This is a genomic window from Maccoyibacter intestinihominis (assembly GCF_040096355.1).
Lineage (GTDB): Bacteria > Bacillota > Clostridia > Lachnospirales > Lachnospiraceae > Maccoyibacter > Maccoyibacter intestinihominis.
In genome coordinates this window covers 22,145-37,911 of the sequence record NZ_JBBMEX010000006.1, presented here as the reverse complement: position 1 = coordinate 37,911, position 15,767 = coordinate 22,145, and the positions used below count along the sequence as shown (strand labels likewise).

15 protein-coding genes are annotated in these 15,767 nt (G+C 42.4%); 1 reads left to right on the top strand and 14 read right to left on the bottom strand.

Annotated elements, in window-relative coordinates; all coding sequences use genetic code 11:
• Window positions 1-12: 12 nt before the first annotated feature.
• A complete protein-coding gene (gene rlmH, locus WMO43_RS06965; RefSeq protein WP_177962686.1) occupies window positions 13-492 on the bottom strand; it encodes a 23S rRNA (pseudouridine(1915)-N(3))-methyltransferase RlmH in 480 nt (159 codons plus the stop codon).
• A gap of 113 nt (window positions 493-605) precedes the next feature.
• Here rlmH and WMO43_RS06960 point away from each other — a divergent pair, with 113 nt between their 5' ends.
• Entirely contained in the window at window positions 606-1,181 is a 576-nt protein-coding gene (locus WMO43_RS06960; protein ID WP_177962685.1) for a xanthine phosphoribosyltransferase, read from the top strand.
• A 66-nt stretch (window positions 1,182-1,247) separates the two neighbouring features.
• On the opposite strand, the gene WMO43_RS06955 is transcribed toward WMO43_RS06960, so the two are convergent.
• The 13 genes from WMO43_RS06955 to WMO43_RS06895 form a co-directional block, all read right to left on the bottom strand.
• Window positions 1,248-2,375, bottom strand: a complete 1,128-nt coding sequence (locus WMO43_RS06955) for a chitobiase/beta-hexosaminidase C-terminal domain-containing protein (RefSeq protein WP_353530691.1) — start codon at window positions 2,373-2,375, stop codon at window positions 1,248-1,250.
• 3 nt (window positions 2,376-2,378) lie between these two features.
• Window positions 2,379-3,224, bottom strand: a complete 846-nt coding sequence (gene folD, locus WMO43_RS06950) for a bifunctional methylenetetrahydrofolate dehydrogenase/methenyltetrahydrofolate cyclohydrolase FolD (RefSeq protein WP_177962683.1) — start codon at window positions 3,222-3,224, stop codon at window positions 2,379-2,381.
• A gap of 9 nt (window positions 3,225-3,233) precedes the next feature.
• On the bottom strand, window positions 3,234-4,904 hold the full coding sequence (locus WMO43_RS06945; RefSeq protein WP_353530690.1) for a formate--tetrahydrofolate ligase: 1,671 nt from the start codon (window positions 4,902-4,904) through the stop codon (window positions 3,234-3,236).
• Window positions 4,905-4,957: 53 nt separating this feature from the next.
• A complete protein-coding gene (locus WMO43_RS06940; RefSeq protein WP_177962681.1) occupies window positions 4,958-7,474 on the bottom strand; it encodes an FtsK/SpoIIIE family DNA translocase in 2,517 nt (838 codons plus the stop codon).
• Between the two features lie 15 nt (window positions 7,475-7,489).
• Window positions 7,490-8,368 (bottom strand): undecaprenyl-diphosphate phosphatase, encoded by an 879-nt coding sequence (locus WMO43_RS06935; protein WP_177962680.1) that lies wholly within the window; start codon window positions 8,366-8,368, stop codon window positions 7,490-7,492.
• A 148-nt stretch (window positions 8,369-8,516) separates the two neighbouring features.
• A complete protein-coding gene (locus WMO43_RS06930) occupies window positions 8,517-9,176 on the bottom strand; it encodes a ClpP family protease (RefSeq protein ID WP_177962679.1) in 660 nt (219 codons plus the stop codon).
• A 138-nt stretch (window positions 9,177-9,314) separates the two neighbouring features.
• On the bottom strand, window positions 9,315-9,890 hold the full coding sequence (locus tag WMO43_RS06925) for a biotin transporter BioY (protein WP_353530689.1): 576 nt from the start codon (window positions 9,888-9,890) through the stop codon (window positions 9,315-9,317).
• A 140-nt stretch (window positions 9,891-10,030) separates the two neighbouring features.
• Complete coding sequence (glgA, locus tag WMO43_RS06920; protein ID WP_353530688.1) at window positions 10,031-11,485, bottom strand: glycogen synthase GlgA; 1,455 nt, start codon at window positions 11,483-11,485, stop codon at window positions 10,031-10,033.
• Window positions 11,486-11,518: 33 nt separating this feature from the next.
• Window positions 11,519-12,802, bottom strand: a complete 1,284-nt coding sequence (locus WMO43_RS06915; protein WP_353530687.1) for an O-acetylhomoserine aminocarboxypropyltransferase/cysteine synthase family protein — start codon at window positions 12,800-12,802, stop codon at window positions 11,519-11,521.
• 12 nt (window positions 12,803-12,814) lie between these two features.
• Window positions 12,815-13,624, bottom strand: a complete 810-nt coding sequence (locus WMO43_RS06910; protein ID WP_353530686.1) for a CFI-box-CTERM domain-containing protein — start codon at window positions 13,622-13,624, stop codon at window positions 12,815-12,817.
• Between the two features lie 54 nt (window positions 13,625-13,678).
• The gene (locus WMO43_RS06905; protein ID WP_177962674.1) at window positions 13,679-14,407 is read right to left on the bottom strand and encodes a YebC/PmpR family DNA-binding transcriptional regulator; all 729 of its coding nucleotides are present in this window, start codon (window positions 14,405-14,407) and stop codon (window positions 13,679-13,681) included.
• A gap of 34 nt (window positions 14,408-14,441) precedes the next feature.
• Window positions 14,442-15,335, bottom strand: a complete 894-nt coding sequence (locus WMO43_RS06900; protein WP_353530685.1) for a hemolysin family protein — start codon at window positions 15,333-15,335, stop codon at window positions 14,442-14,444.
• Between the two features lie 78 nt (window positions 15,336-15,413).
• Complete coding sequence (locus WMO43_RS06895) at window positions 15,414-15,761, bottom strand: type II toxin-antitoxin system PemK/MazF family toxin (protein WP_353530684.1); 348 nt, start codon at window positions 15,759-15,761, stop codon at window positions 15,414-15,416.
• Window positions 15,762-15,767 lie beyond the last annotated feature (6 nt).

Genomic DNA, 15,767 nt, shown 5'->3' with positions numbered 1-15,767 from the left:
ATTTCTATATCTCTACTTATGATACGGTTCCCCATGAATGATCCGATAACTCCGGTATATCTGCTCCGCTAAGATCACCCGCATCAGCTGGTGCGGAAAGGTCATTTTAGAAAAACTCAGTTTTTCATCTGCCCGCTTTAAAACTTCTTCTGACAGACCGAGCGAACCTCCGATCACAAAGGTAAGACTGCTCTTTCCATGTAGTCCCAATGATCGGATATGCTCTGCAAGTTCTACGGAATCCCGCTCCTTACCGTTAATCGCTAAGGCTATCACATAGTCACTATCCGAAATATGGGAAAGAATCCGGTTTCCTTCTTTTTCTTTGATCTGGTTTTCTAAGGCTTCTGATGCCTTGTCCGGTGTCTTTTCATCTGCCACTTCCACAATCTGCATTTTACAGTAGCGGCCCAGTCTTTTTTTGTATTCCTCTACCGCATCACGGTAAAATTTTTCTTTTATTTTTCCAACGCATACAATTGTAATCTTCATGTTTTGAGTATACCATAGGATTCTTTTTGTGTTAACCTCTCTTTTTTTCAGGAAAAGGTTTTTTCCTGTCATAAAAAGTGATATACTATAGAAAAATAGACGAGGTGTGACGTATGAAAATATTAGAAGATATGATCTTAGAGCGCGGTATTGCCGTGAATGAGGATATTTTGAAGGTGGACAGCTTTGTAAACCATCAGGTTGACCCGGAACTGATGAAAAATATCGGTGATGAATTTGCCGAGCATTTTAAGGGACAGGGTATCACAAAGGTTGCAACCATCGAAAGTTCCGGCATTGCTCCGGCACTGATGACGGCTCTTGCCCTGAATGTACCGATGCTGATCTTAAAAAAGCAGCCTTCTAAAATCTTAAATCAGGATCTTTACCAGACTGTTGTAACTTCCTATACAAAAGGAACCAGTTACGAACTGACTCTTTCTAAGAATTTTATTTCAGAAAATGACCATGTATTGATCATTGATGACTTTTTAGCAAACGGCGAAGCGGCTACCGGTGCGATCCGTCTGATCCGTAAGGCACATGCAACCATTGCAGGCGTTGGTATTTTAATTGAAAAATCTTTCCAGCCGGGATATGAAAAGTTAACGGAACAGGGCATTGATGTCTATTCCTTAGCAAGAATTGCAAAGCTCGGTGAAGGTGTGATCGAATTTGTAAAAGACTAATTACATACATAAGAAAGCCATGACTTTCAGATTATCTCTAATCGTTGGTCATGGCTTTTTTTAATCTTAAGGCATATAGACATAGTTGTATTTTTGTACTCCACTCGTCTGTCCGCTTTCATTTATCAGGATAATTGAAAGGACATTGTTGCCCTCGATCATATCAAACGGTTCTGTATATTGTGTGGATTGTTCTCCCGGATTGGCATTCCATGCATAATATGCCCTGCAGCCGACCGGAACATCAATTGTGATCTTTGTCGGCTGTGTATACGTTCCACTTGCAGGAGATGCCGTCGGCAGATCCGGTACGTCTAAATCAATCTCATACTTCACTTTGACTTCTTTGCTGTAGATTCCTCTCGCATCAACACAGACTGCCCGCAGTGTGTATTTTCCCTCTTTTTCAATCGGGAACGGCTCCTGATAAAACATTCCGTCTTCCTTCGGGCTGCTTCCATCTAACGTATAAAGGATATCCGCTCCATACTCACTGTTTATCGTAATCGTCGGATACTCTCCATAACTGCCTGCTTCCGGTTCTACCACCGGTGCCTCTACAATATAATCCTGAAACAATTTTTGAATGGATGAATCCTTAATTTCATCGTATAAATCACTGATGGCTTCATAGTCAGAATCTTTGTCATACAGATCGATCAAGAAACGATAGACCTCTGTGTCTTTTTGCTGCTTCTCAACTGCTTTTTCTAAATATGCCTTTGCTGCCTCGTCTTCTTTTTTCTGATAATAGGATTTTCCAATGACTGCATATGCCAAAGCATCCTCTTTTTTCTTCTCTAATGCCTGCTTCGCATAGGAAATTGCTTTTTCGTATGCCTTTTTCTCATAGGCATCCTCCGCCTTTTCCATCCTTCCTTCATAAGAAAGGCTTTTTGCAAACAAAATCCCGCCGATCAGTGCGAACGCTGCCACAAACAAAAGAATGAAAAAGACGATATACAGGCTTTTTTTCGATTTTTTTCCTGTCGGCTTTTCCTGTTTGGGCTTTGCTGCTTTTTCCTTCTGCTTGCTTTTTGAAGGAACCGAAGGCTTCTCTCCTTCCTGAAGCAGGGAATCGAGATAATCATCCTCTAAAATATTATAATCGGATACAATCTGTGCCTCTTTTCCACAGACCGGACAATAGACACATCCAACCCTGATCTCTGCACCACAATTTGCACATTTCATAGATTATTTTTGTCCTCTCATTGATTCCACACAATTGTTCATGAGCATTGCGATCGTCATTGGTCCGACACCACCCGGCACCGGTGTGATCGCTGATGTATGAGGTTCTACTTTTTCAAAATCCACATCTCCGCAGAGTTTGTTTTCTTCATTGCGGTGAATTCCAACATCAATGACAACTGCCCCTTCTTTTACATAGGATTCATCAATGAATTTTGGTTTTCCGATCGCTACGATCAGAATATCTGCCTGTTTACATAACTCTTTTAAATTTTTTGTCTTAGAATGTGCAATGGTAACGGTTGCATTTTCGCGAAGCATCAGTAACGCCATCGGCTTTCCTACGATGTTGCTTCTGCCGATCACTACACAATGTTTTCCTTCTATTTCAATATTCGAACGTTTTAACAACTGGATAATTCCTGCCGGTGTACAGGATAAAAAGCCCGGTTCTCCGATAGTCATTGCACCTACACTCTGCGGATGAAAACCATCCACATCTTTCTTTGGTGAAATTGCCTGAATGATCTTATCCTCATCGATGTGTTTTGGTACCGGAAGCTGTACTAAAATCCCACAGACATCCTCTCTTTTGTTCAGGTCTTCAATGATATCTAAAAGCTCTGCTTCCGTTGTCTCTTCCGGTAATTCGTAAGAAATAGAGCCGATTCCAATATACTCGCAGGCTTTTTTCTTATTATTGACATACACAGAGGACGCCGGATCATTTCCTACCTGGATCACGGCAAGGCTTCCCTCGATCCCTTTTGCCTTTAATTGTGCAACTTCTTCTTTTAATTCATCTTTGATCTGTTTTGAGATTACTTTTCCATCAATTCGTTTTGCCATGACTCCTCCTTAGAATAATCCTGTAATCGTTCCATTTGCATCTACATCAATGCCAAAAGCTGCCGGTTTTTTCGGAAGTCCCGGCATGGTCATGATCGAACCATTGACTGCAACAACAAATTCCGCACCTGCGGATACATAAACCTCACGCACATTCACGGTAAATCCACTCGGACGACCTAATTTCTTCGGGTCATCAGAAAGGGAATACTGTGTCTTTGCCATACAGACCGGAAAATGTCCCATGCCCATATCCGTAATGCGTTTTAACTCTTTCTTTGCTGCCGGTGAATAGGTGACGCCATCTGCTCCGTAAATTTCTTTTGCGATCGTTTCAATTTTTTCTTCTAAGGAAAGGCTGTCCTCATAGATCGGTGCAAAGTGGCTTTCTTTGTTCTCTAAAGTCTCTAACACTTTGTTTGCAAGAGCGATTCCACCTTCGCCGCCTTTTTCCCAAACCTCAGAAAGTGCAAATTCACAGCCACGCTCCTTACAGAAGTTCTCGATATATGCAACTTCTGCCTCTGTATCTGAAACAAAGGAATTCAGTGTTACGACTACCGGAACATGATATTTCTGTACGTTCTCGATATGTTTTTCAAGGTTTACGATACCTTTTTTCAATGCCTCTAAATTTTCATCAGAGAGATTTTCTTTTGGTACGCCTCCGTTGTATTTTAAAGCACGGACGGTTGCCACAAGAACGACTGCGTCCGGTTTTAAACCTGCTTTTCGACACTTGATATCTAAAAATTTCTCTGCACCTAAATCTGCACCAAATCCAGCCTCTGTCACAACAATATCTGCTAATTTTAAAGCAGCCTTTGTTGCACGCACACTGTTACAGCCATGTGCAATATTTGCAAACGGTCCGCCATGTACGATCGCCGGTGTATGCTCTAAGGTCTGGATCAGGTTTGGTTTTAATGCATCTTTTAACAGTGCCGCCATAGAACCTGTTGCATGCAGATCATCTGCAGTAACCGGTTTTCCTTCAAAATTGTAAGCTACGATGATATTTCCAAGACGGCGTTTTAAGTCCTCCATATCATCTGCTAAACAAAGAACTGCCATAATTTCAGAAGCAACGGTAATGACAAAATGATCCTCTCTTACCATTCCATCCATCTTGCTTCCGAGTCCCACTACCACATTTCGAAGGACTCTGTCATTCATATCCAGACATCTTTTCCAGATGATCTGTCTTGGATCGATGCCAAGCTCATTTCCCTGCTGGATATGATTATCTAAAAGTGCTGCTAACAGATTATTCGCAGAAGTGATCGCATGAAAATCTCCGGTAAAATGTAAATTCAGATCTTCCATTGGTACCACCTGGGCATATCCGCCGCCTGCCGCACCGCCTTTGATACCAAAGCACGGTCCTAAAGATGGTTCTCTTAACGCAATGACTGCTTTTTTTCCAAGTTTTCCAAATGCCTGTCCTAAGCCGACACTGGTTGTCGTCTTTCCCTCGCCTGCCGGAGTCGGATTGATCGCGGTAACAAGTACCAGTTTTCCATCCGGTTCGTCTTTTAACCGTTCTAATAACTCATCGGAAAATTTTGCTTTGTATTTTCCGTATAATTCTAATTCATCCTCTCTGATATCAAGTCTTTTTGCCACCTCCGTAATTGGCTCCATAACAGCTTCCTGTGCAATCTGAATATCACTTTTCATCTTATTCCTCCATCATATATGTAAAATGTTTTTGTAAACGTGTTTCCCTTATCCTAGAGATACTCCTCCTGATACTGCTCAAATTGTTCCGGACTCATTAAGACTTTTCTTGGCTTTGTTCCCTCTTCCGGACCTACCACACCAGCTTCTTCTAACTGATCCATGATCCTTGCTGCCCGGTTAAACCCGATCTTAAAATAGCGCTGCAGCATTCCGATAGAACCCTTGTCTTTATCCATTAACAATCTTGCCGCATCGGCAAAATAGGCATCTCTCTCATTTGCATCTGACATTCCCGCCGCTGCTCCCGTCGAAGCGGCTGCCGCGTGGATCTGATCTTCAATTCCCGGATCATACGATGCATTTCCATTTTTTTCTGTTAAAAAGTCAACAACTGACTGTACTTCTTTATCCGATACAAATGCTCCCTGGACACGGAGTGGTTTACTGTAGCCCTGCGGATAAAAGAGCATATCTCCTTTTCCTAACAGTTTTTCCGCACCATTCATATCTAAAATGGTTCTCGAATCCACACCGGAGGTAACGGCAAATGCCACACGCGAAGGCATATTGGCTTTGATCAGACCGGTGATAACATTTACGGATGGCCTTTGTGTTGCAATGATCAGATGGATTCCCGCCGCTCTTGCAAGCTGTGCCAGGCGGCAGATAGCATCCTCAACTTCTCCCGGTGCTACCATCATCAGATCGGCAAGCTCGTCCACGATAATGACGATCTGTGGCATTTTCTTTGGCTTATTCTCATCTTCAATGTCTTTGATGCCCTCGACTTTTTTATTATATCCTTTTAGATCACGCACTCCGTATTCAGCAAATTTCTGATAACGGTCGGTCATTTCCGATACTGCCCAGTGCAGTGCTCCTGATGCTTTCTTCGGGTCTGTCACAACCGGAATGAACAGATGTGGGATTCCATTATATACACTGAGTTCAACTACCTTCGGGTCGATCATGATCAGTTTGACATCCTCAGGATCTGCCTTATAGAGAATACTCATAATGATCGTATTGATACATACAGACTTTCCGGATCCGGTCGCTCCCGCGATCAGAAGATGTGGCATCTTTGCAATATCTGCTACGATCACCTTGCCTGCAATATCTTTTCCTGCGGCGAATGCAATATCGGAAGGATGTTTTTTAAATTCTTCCGATTCGATCAACTCACGAAATGCTACGGTTACATTCTCTTTGTTCGGCACTTCGATACCAACCGCCGCTTTTCCGGGGATCGGTGCCTCGATACGGATATCGGATGCTGCGAGGTTCAATTTGATATCATCTGCAAGGTTCACGATCTTGCTGACCTTCACACCCATTTCCGGCTGTAATTCATAACGCGTCACACTCGGTCCACAGCTTACATTCGTGATCGTAACGTTTACGCCAAAATTCTTCAATGTCTGCTGTAATTTATTTGCGGTCTCCTGCAAATGCGCTTTGGTATCCCCCATTGTCTTTGAAGAGCCCTTTTGTAACAGGCTGACCGGAGGGAATACATAGTGGCTGTCCTTATGGTCATTTTGCCGGATTTCCTCCGCAATACCGGAAATTCCCTGTTCAATCTCTGTTTCGGACTGACGTGGTCTGACCATCCTCTTTTCCGTCCGTTCTGCCACAGGCTCGTCCACTGTCGGTTGTGGTGCGACAGTTTCTGCCTGATTTCTCTGCTGTCTGCTTACTGCAGGCTCCGGTACGATCTCCTGCGGCTGTGCATATGCACTTCCATCCGGTGTCAGTACCACATGGGATTCTTCGCTGACCGGTGGTGTCTCTAAGATATCGTCAATATTGATCTCATTCATTGCATCGGATAAATCCGGTTGTCTTACTGCTTTATTTTTCTTTAAAGAAGTCTTCTTATCTAAAGCAGCAGGTTTTTTGACCGGTTTTACCGAAGTATCCATTGCTACGCCTTCTACCACACGGTCACGACGTTTCTGCTGCCTCTCCTCTCTCTGTTCCCGTCGTCTGGTATTTTCTTCCTTAGCCGCATGATACACCTTCTGACTGCCTTTTTGCATACCACGGAATGCCGAGCGTTCCGTAATGATCACTAAGGTAATGATCAGTCCGATAATATCTATGACATAGGAACCGATCAACCCAAATGCCGGCAAAAGGATTCCCGTGAACAGACCGCCGAAAAATCCACCGCCGCTCTTATGCTCTTTTCCATATGTAAATGCCGCTGCTGCCGTGTCTTTGGCACTTCCACTGATCGTCAGCTCCATAAACAGGCACAATAACATCAAAAAGAGGATGGATGCCCCCACCTTGAGCCACGCGACCTTATTTCCTTTATTCGATAGTCCGAATGCGGTCAGCAGTACCAGACCGATCGGAAAGATATAAGATACCAGACCAAACAGCCCGAAAAATACGGAACTCAGTTTGTTTCCAACGCTTCCGCCTATGCCGAAATTGCTCAGACACAGAATAATGGAAAATGCTAACACGACCCAGAGAATGATCTCATCTCTCTGGAACGCTGCACTTTCCATTGTATTTTTTTTCTTTGATTTCTTTCTTTTTGAAGCTGATGCCATGATTTCCTCCAGCCCTTATGCCATATAAAAATATGCTCCGATCGAAAATGCCCCCATCAGAAGACAATAGATCGAAAAGATGGTAAATTTTTTGTTTCTGACGATCACTAACATCGTCTTAATGCAGATATAGCCGACTACTGCCGCAACTGCCATACCTACCAGATAATACGCAACCTCGGTTCCACTGACAGAAGCCGGTGAAAAATCCTTCAACTCTAAAATTGCCGCACCAAGCACTGCCGGGATTGACATGATAAAAGAATACTTCACTGCAAACTTACGGTCAAATCCGCTGATCAGGCAGGATGCGATCGTGGTTCCGGAACGTGAAAGTCCCGGCAGAGTTGCAATTCCCTGACAGATTCCAATGATAAATCCATTGGTATAGCTGATGTTCTTTGGCCCCTTATGACCGGTCTGTATCCTGTCTGCAATAAAGAGCAGAACACTTGTCACGATCAGGCAGATGCCCGGAACTAAAAGGATCTGGGATGCCATTGTTACAAGGTCAGATGCCGCATAACCGATTACTCCGGTCGGAATCGTAGATACAATGACTAACATTACAAATTTACGATAACCGTTTTTTACGATTTTCAGATATTCATTCTCTTCATGCATGAATTTGTTACGGAAAAAGCGGGCAATATTGATACATACATCCCTGATAATACAGACACCTTCCACGATCATCCGTAAAATATCCTTATAATATACTGCAAAGATCGCGATCAGCGTTCCTAAATGCAGGATAACATCGAATAACAGTCCTGTGTCGGTCTCCATATGAAATAAAATCTTAAAAATTGCAAGATGACCGCTGCTGCTTACCGGAAGAAACTCTGTAACTCCCTGTATAATTCCCATGATGATTGCTTGTAATAATGACATAGTACCCTCCTGATTTTCTCTTCTAGTTTATATGCCAAAAAGCGTAAAGTATGCTTTACACTGACAAATTCTAACCATACACGGTTATAATATCACATTTGAGCATGCTTGTCATTAAAACTTTCCTAAGATTTTCAGTCTTAATTTCTTATTTTATGCCCGCATCAATCATCTGATGAAGCTTGGCAAGTGCCTCTTTCATGCCGCCCACTTCATTGATGATGCCTTCCTCCACGGCTTCTTTTCCTACTAAGATCGTTCCTAAATCTTTTGACAGCATAAACGTATTCATCATCAGACGTTCCATCTGATCCGGCTTTGCAAAACAATGCTCACAGATGAATCCGATAATACGGTCCTGCATCTGTTTAAAATAGTCGTAGGTCTGTGGTGCTCCAATGACCGTTCCGCTCAATCTGACCGGATGGATGACCATCGTTCCACTCGGCACGATAAAGGAATAGTCTGCGGATACCGCTAACGGTACTCCGATCGAATGGCTTCCTCCTAATACCAGTGAAACCGTCGGAATGCTCAGTGATGCAACCATTTCTGCGATTGCAAGTCCGGATTCCACATCTCCACCGACCGTATTTAACAGGAGCAACAGGCCGTCCACCTCTTTCGAATCTTCAATCTCTGCTAACTTTGGCAGAACGTGCTCATATTTCGTTGTCTTGGTATTAGCGGAAAGTGTCTCATGCCCTTCTACTTCTCCGATCACAGAGAGTAAGTGTATCTTGTGCTGTTTGTCATTTTTATCTAAAAGTCGCTGTCCATCGTCACTGCTGTTTCTGTCTTCTCCCATAAATCTTCTCCTTGTCACTGTATTTTCTTTTCTGCAGTCCGTTTTGTTCTATCAAATCGGTCCTGACGAAAAAAGGATAGAGAATCTTACTCTCTATCCTTTTCATCTTTATAGTCTATGTAATTTTTTTCAGAATATTTATGAGATCAGATTCTGACGGATCAGAATCTTTCGCACCTGTGAACCGATAATGACTGCCGCTACTAACTTCACTAAATCCATAGGAATATATGGGAATACACACATGGTCAGCGCTTCAAGAAAACCTACCTTATACTGTAAAACAAACCATACCGTTCCAAATGCATAGCATACGATAATTCCGATAATACCGCCTACAAAGTACATTGGAATTTTGTTTGGAAATTTTTCAACAAATAATCCTGTGAAAAATACCAAAAACAAGTAACCGATCAGATAACCACCGGTTGGTCCCACCAGTTTCTGCACTCCGCCGCTAAAACCATTGAACACCGGAAGCCCTACCATACCCAAAAGCAGATAGATCACGGTACACACCACACCTTTCCACTTTCCTAAGATGATGCCTGCTAAAAACAGTGCAAACAGTGCCAGTGTGATCGGGATCGGCGAAATTGCGATTGGGATAGAAAACGGTGCAATGATACAAATGACTGCTGTAACCAGTGCAATGACCGTCATATCTTTTACATTTACTTTCTTCTCTGTTTTTTCTGCTGTAGATTCAAACATAACGAACAGCTCCTCCTATTGTTAACCTTTTATATTTTTAAGATAACAATAGAATACCGCTTTTCTTGTTGTTTGTCAACCTTTATTTGTCACTAGGTTAACCATTTAGTTGACTATCGCTTTTTTTATCAGCACCCTGACTATACTTCCCCTAACAGATAGCGGTACAATCCCACATAGCGTTCTGTGGATTTTTTCCAGGAATAATCCAGGTTCATGCCACGTTCCACCATCTGGTTCCACTGTCTCTTTTTCTCAAAGAAGATATATTTTGAATAATTGATCGTGTTCAGCATCTCTTCTGCATTGTAGTTTGCAAACGAGAAACCTTCGCCCTGATTCGTATATTCATTATATGGAACAACCGTGTCTTTTAATCCTCCGGTCTCACGCACGATCGGAACCGTACCATACCGGTAAGAGATCAGCTGTGTCAGACCACACGGCTCAAATCTGGAAGGCATCAAAAACGCATCCGCTGACGCATACAGTTTATGTGCTAAATCATCAGAATAACAGATATTTGCAGAAATCCGGTCACCATATTTCCATGCAAAATGACGGAACATATTCTCATAATCTGCTTCTCCGGTTCCGATTACAACTAACTGTGTATAGTCATCCACAATACGCTCGATCGCATAGTCGATCAGATCCACACCCTTTTGATCGGTCAGCCTTGAGATCAGACCGATCATGTATTTCTTCTTGTCTACGCTTAAGCCTAAATCTTCCTGCAGCTTTACTTTGTTCTTCCATTTTTTTGTTCTGAAATCCGTACTGTCATAATGTGTCTGAATCTTTGCATCTGTCTTTGGATCATACGCCTCATAATCAATACCATTGACAATGCCCTGCATATCCATATGACGTGCACTTAAAAGTCCATCCAATCCCTCTCCATAGTACGCTGTCTGGATCTCCTGTGCATAGGTATCACTGACCGTTGTGATGTAATCTGCATAGACCAAACCACCTTTTAACATGTTCGCATCTTCCTGAAACTCTAACTTATCCGGTGTAAAGAAAGAATCGTTCAGTCCTGTTAAACCCTGCATGGTTTCAATATCCCACACACCCTGGAACTTCAGATTGTGGATCGTCATAATGGATTTAATGCCCCAGAAGAACATATCCCCCTGAAATTCATTTTTCAGATAGACCGGGATCAGACCGGTCTGCCAGTCATGGCAGTGGATGATATCCGGTTTAAAGCCGATCAACGGCAGCATGGATAACACTGCTTTATCAAAAAAGCAGAATTTTTCAATATCATAACGTACATTTCCATATGGAAGAAAACTGTCAAAATACTCCTGGTTGTCAATAAAGTAATATTTGATCCCATCCAGTTCATACTGCAAAACACCGACATATTTATTCTGTATGTAGGAGCCTGTACTCATATAAAAATGGGTCACATATCTGAATTCATTTCGGAAAGATTCCGGAATACAGCTATAGTTTGGTATGACGACACGCACATCCCACTCTGATTTGTCAAATTCCTTTGGTAATGCTCCACATACATCCGCAAGGCCTCCGGTCTTGATAAACGGAACACATTCTGAGGCTGCAAAAAGAACTCTTTTCATAAAAACCCTCCATACTGGTATTAGTTAATGATTCTAAACTGTTTCAAGCGCCTGCTCTAAATCAGCGATAATATCCTCTGCATTTTCAATTCCAACAGAAAAACGGATCAGATCCGGCTGTACTCCTGCCTCGATCAGTTCTTGCTCATTCATCTGTCTGTGTGTATGACTTGCCGGATGAAGAACACAGGTTCTTGCATCTGCCACATGGGTCACAATTGCAGCAAGTTTTAATTTATCCATAAATCCAACGGAAACATCACGTCCACCTTTTAATCCAAAGGAAAGGACTCCACAGGTTCCGTTCGGAAGATATTTCTGTGCAAGCTCATAATACGGATCATCTTCTAATCCGGCATAACGTACCCATGCCACTTTTTCATGGTTCTTTAAATACTGTGCCACTTTCAGCGCGTTTTCACAATGTCTCGGTACTCTTAAATGAAGTGTTTCAAGTCCGACATTTAAAAGAAATGCATTCTGTGGTGACTGGATAGAACCTAAATCTCTCATGAGCTGTGAAGTTGCTTTTGTTATGTATGCACCTTTTCCAAATTTCTGTGTATAGATGATACCGTGATAGGATTCATCCGGCTGTGTCAGTCCCGGAAATTTGTCTGCATGAGCTTCCCAGTCAAAATTTCCGCTGTCTACAATAGCTCCGCCTACACACATGGCATGTCCGTCCATGTACTTTGTCGTGGAATGTGTCACAATATCTGCTCCCCACTCAAACGGACGACAGTTGATCGGTGTTGCAAACGTATTGTCTACGATCAGCGGTACACCGTGTGCATGTGCTAATTTTGCAAATTTTTCTATATCCAGTACCACTAATGAAGGATTGGAAATGGTCTCTGCAAACACACATTTTGTATTTGGCTGAAATGCTTTTTCTAATTCTTCATAAGATGCATCCGGGTCCACAAAGGTACAGTCTACGCCCATTTTCTTCATGGTTGTTCCATAGAGGTTAAAGGTTCCTCCATAAATAGTAGATGCACTGACAATATGATCTCCTGCCTCGCAGATATTGAATACCGCATAATAATTTGCTGCCTGGCCTGAGGAAGTCAGCATTCCTGCTACACCGCCCTCTAACTCCGTGATCTTCTGTGCAACCGCATCATTGGTCGGATTCTGAAGTCTTGTATAAAAATATCCGCTGTCCTCTAAATCAAACAGTCTTCCCATCTGCTCACTGGTATCATATTTAAAAGTTGTACTCTGATAGATCGGTAAAACTCTCGGCTCTCCCTTTGTCGGCTGCCAGCCGGACTGGATACACTTTGTCTCAATCTTATAATTATTACTCATCTTCTAGCTCCTTTATGAAAAATATTTATCCTCTAGTTCATATACCATATCCGTATACACCTTCCGACACTGCTCGTTTTTATCCTCGCGGATCAGACCGATACATGTCCGAAGATAAGTCTCATAGATACCACGGTAAATGTCCTCTGCATTTTCCCTGCGGTTAATATGCTTAACGATCGTAGGTGCAACGTCATAATACTCCTGTATCACTCTCTGACCGCCCGGAAGTCCCATCAGATAACCGTCACGGTAACCGCGTAACAGCACAAGTTCCTCACAGTTGTCCCCTTTGTTAAGACTTTGACAGACTGCTGTCGTAATATAGCAAAACCGTTGCCGGAATCCTTCTGCGATCTCTTCATAAGAAGCTAAATGCAGATTTGTCTTTGGAAACGCCTGCTTCCACTCCTGCAATAATGCCTTTGCAAAGGCTTCTCCTGATCTTTGGTTCTGTTTTAAAAGTGCCGGAAACAGATAGACGACTAAGATCATATTGTAGTCCATCAGCTTCTGTGAGCGTTTTCTTTTCTTCGTCTCTGTCTCAAGGCTTGTTTTTACATATTCTACGAACTCCTGTGCCAGTGTCTGCATCCCTTCTTTTGCATTTGTACTACAGACATAGACATCTTCTATCTCCCGTAAAATATCGTCATGTTCCTTAATATATGCAAGAAATGCCTGCTCATATTCATCTTTTTTAAAACCATCCAACGGATTCTTGATATCTGTCAGTAAATCCGGCATCTCACGCTTTAACTCATCCGTCAGTTTCAGATATTCGATCTCATCTATCTGTGGTTGTTCTAATCCCCCATCCATGAACAATTCCTCCTGTAGCAAACACCCCGGCAGGCACTGCCGGGGTGTTTGTGATTATTCATCCCAGTTATGATACACTTCCTGAACATCCTCATCTTCATCTAATAAATCAAGTGTCTTATTGATATTGTATAAGTCCTGCTCATCGGTAAGCTGTACATAAGTCTGTGGAATCATGGTCACCTCGGCAGATGCCATTGGAATCTGCTCTGCTTCTAGTGCCTCTCTGACCTTAGAAAAATCGTCCGGGTCTGTAATGATCTCAAAGCTGTCTTCTTCTTCCGAAAAATCCTCTGCTCCGGCATCTAATGCCATCATCATCAGATCATCCGCTTCGATCTCTGTATCTTCTTTTGCAACAATGATCTGTCCTTTGGTATCAAACATATAAGATACACAACCCTGTGTACCGATATTTCCTTTTCCTTTTGTAAATGCATTTCTGACATTTGCCGCTGTACGGTTCTTGTTGTCGGTCAGTGCCTTTACGATGATTGCTGTTCCGCTTGGTCCATATCCTTCATATACTACATATTCGTAATTGACGGAAGCTGCATCTCCGGATGCTTTCTTGATTCCTCTTGTGATCGTATCGTTCGGCATGTTGTTTGCTTTTGCTTTTGCGATCACATCTCTTAATCTGCTGTTGTTTGCAGGATCTGCACCGCCTTCTTTTACTGCAACTGCGATCTCACGTCCGATAATTGTAAATATTTTTCCTTTTGCCGCATCATTTTTTTCTTTCTTGTGTTTGATATTGGCAAACTTGGAATGTCCTGACATATATAGTTCCTCTTTTCTGTTCGTTTTTCTTGAATTATTCTACCATTTTTTCCTCGTTCTGACAAGTCTGTGCATCTTCCGCCACCTGATCGGACAGCTTTTTCACACGCACTTTCCCTATCATTTTATTTTCTACGGAGAGGACATCGAATTGACAGCCGTTGCCTTCCACAGAAAATTCTTCGTTCTTAGACGGTATTTTTCCAACCAGTGAGATCAGATATCCGTTCAACGTCTCATAATCTTCTAAATCAAACGGAATCCCTAAAATCTCGCTTACTTCTTCTAACGGTGTCATTCCCTGCATCATCCAGGTATCCTCCGTAAGCTGCTCTATGGTATGTTCTTCCTCGTCATGCTCATCTAAGATATTTCCGACGATCTCCTCTAAAATATCTTCTAAGGCTACGATACCCGCAGTCTGTCCATACTCATCCACAACGATCACGATATGACTCTTTTTCATCTGCATCTCTTTGAATAATGCATCAAGATTTTTTGTCTCCGGAATAAAATCCACTTCAAAGATCAGATTTGGGATGTCCTTGATCGGCATGTTCTGAACCGATGAATCCTTTGCATACATCAATACTTCCCTGATATGTATTGCACCGATAATATTATCAATGTCTTCTTCATAAACCGGAAACCTCGAATGTGTCTCTTCTATGATAAAATCCATTGCCTTACTAAATGGTGTATTCCCATCAATGGCAACGATATTCTTCCGATGTGTCATAATGTCCTTTGCTTCTTTTTCATCTAACGCTAAGACATTGTGTATCATCATGGATTCACTCTCCCGCAGGGCACCCTGTTCGTGTGCCTCATCTACCATAGAGATGATCTCTTGTTCCATCTGTTCATCATCTGTTTTTTTCTTTGAAAATAGTCTTAAAAACGGATTCCTACTCCCACCCTCGTCCATATCATTCTCCTTCTTTTCCTTGGTAATGAATCATTCTTTTTGAGAAAATCGTATCATTTCTATGCATATTAGTCAAGATTATGTATTCAGATCCAGACTGATAAGCAATGCACGTTCTACTTTTCGCAGTATTTCCCGATCCAGATGACAGACCTTGTCTCTGAGTCTTTTTTTATCAATGGTACGAAGCTGCTCTAACAGCACTACAGAATCTTTGACCAGTGCATACCGGCTTGAATCCAGCTCCACATGCGTCGGAAGTTTTGCCTTGTTCATCTGACTCGTGATCGCGGCACAGATGACCGTCGGTGAATGTTTATTCCCAATGTCATTCTGTATGATCAGCACCGGACGTACTCCACCCTGTTCTGATCCTACCACCGGTCTTAAATCTGCATAATAAATATCTCCTCTATGAATTACCATATCTTT

Excerpts from the sequence above, each read along its gene's own strand:
- WMO43_RS06900 (WP_353530685.1), bottom strand. The coding sequence starts at position 15,335 with ATGGACGAGGGTGGGAGTAGGAATCCGTTTTTAAGACTATTTTCAAAG.
- WMO43_RS06925 (WP_353530689.1), bottom strand. The coding sequence starts at position 9,890 with ATGTTTGAATCTACAGCAGAAAAAACAGAGAAGAAAGTAAATGTAAAA.
- WMO43_RS06930 (WP_177962679.1), bottom strand. The coding sequence starts at position 9,176 with ATGGGAGAAGACAGAAACAGCAGTGACGATGGACAGCGACTTTTAGAT.
- WMO43_RS06945 (WP_353530690.1), bottom strand. The coding sequence starts at position 4,904 with ATGAAAAGTGATATTCAGATTGCACAGGAAGCTGTTATGGAGCCAATT.
- WMO43_RS06905 (WP_177962674.1), bottom strand. The coding sequence starts at position 14,407 with ATGTCAGGACATTCCAAGTTTGCCAATATCAAACACAAGAAAGAAAAA.
- WMO43_RS06895 (WP_353530684.1), bottom strand. The coding sequence starts at position 15,761 with ATGGTAATTCATAGAGGAGATATTTATTATGCAGATTTAAGACCGGTG.
- WMO43_RS06935 (WP_177962680.1), bottom strand. The coding sequence starts at position 8,368 with ATGTCATTATTACAAGCAATCATCATGGGAATTATACAGGGAGTTACA.
- WMO43_RS06940 (WP_177962681.1), bottom strand. The coding sequence starts at position 7,474 with ATGGCATCAGCTTCAAAAAGAAAGAAATCAAAGAAAAAAAATACAATG.
- WMO43_RS06910 (WP_353530686.1), bottom strand. The coding sequence starts at position 13,624 with ATGGATGGGGGATTAGAACAACCACAGATAGATGAGATCGAATATCTG.
- folD (WP_177962683.1), bottom strand. The coding sequence starts at position 3,224 with ATGGCAAAACGAATTGATGGAAAAGTAATCTCAAAACAGATCAAAGAT.
- WMO43_RS06915 (WP_353530687.1), bottom strand. The coding sequence starts at position 12,802 with ATGAGTAATAATTATAAGATTGAGACAAAGTGTATCCAGTCCGGCTGG.
- WMO43_RS06955 (WP_353530691.1), bottom strand. The coding sequence starts at position 2,375 with ATGAAATGTGCAAATTGTGGTGCAGAGATCAGGGTTGGATGTGTCTAT.
- rlmH (WP_177962686.1), bottom strand. The coding sequence starts at position 492 with ATGAAGATTACAATTGTATGCGTTGGAAAAATAAAAGAAAAATTTTAC.
- WMO43_RS06960 (WP_177962685.1), top strand. The coding sequence starts at position 606 with ATGAAAATATTAGAAGATATGATCTTAGAGCGCGGTATTGCCGTGAAT.
- glgA (WP_353530688.1), bottom strand. The coding sequence starts at position 11,485 with ATGAAAAGAGTTCTTTTTGCAGCCTCAGAATGTGTTCCGTTTATCAAG.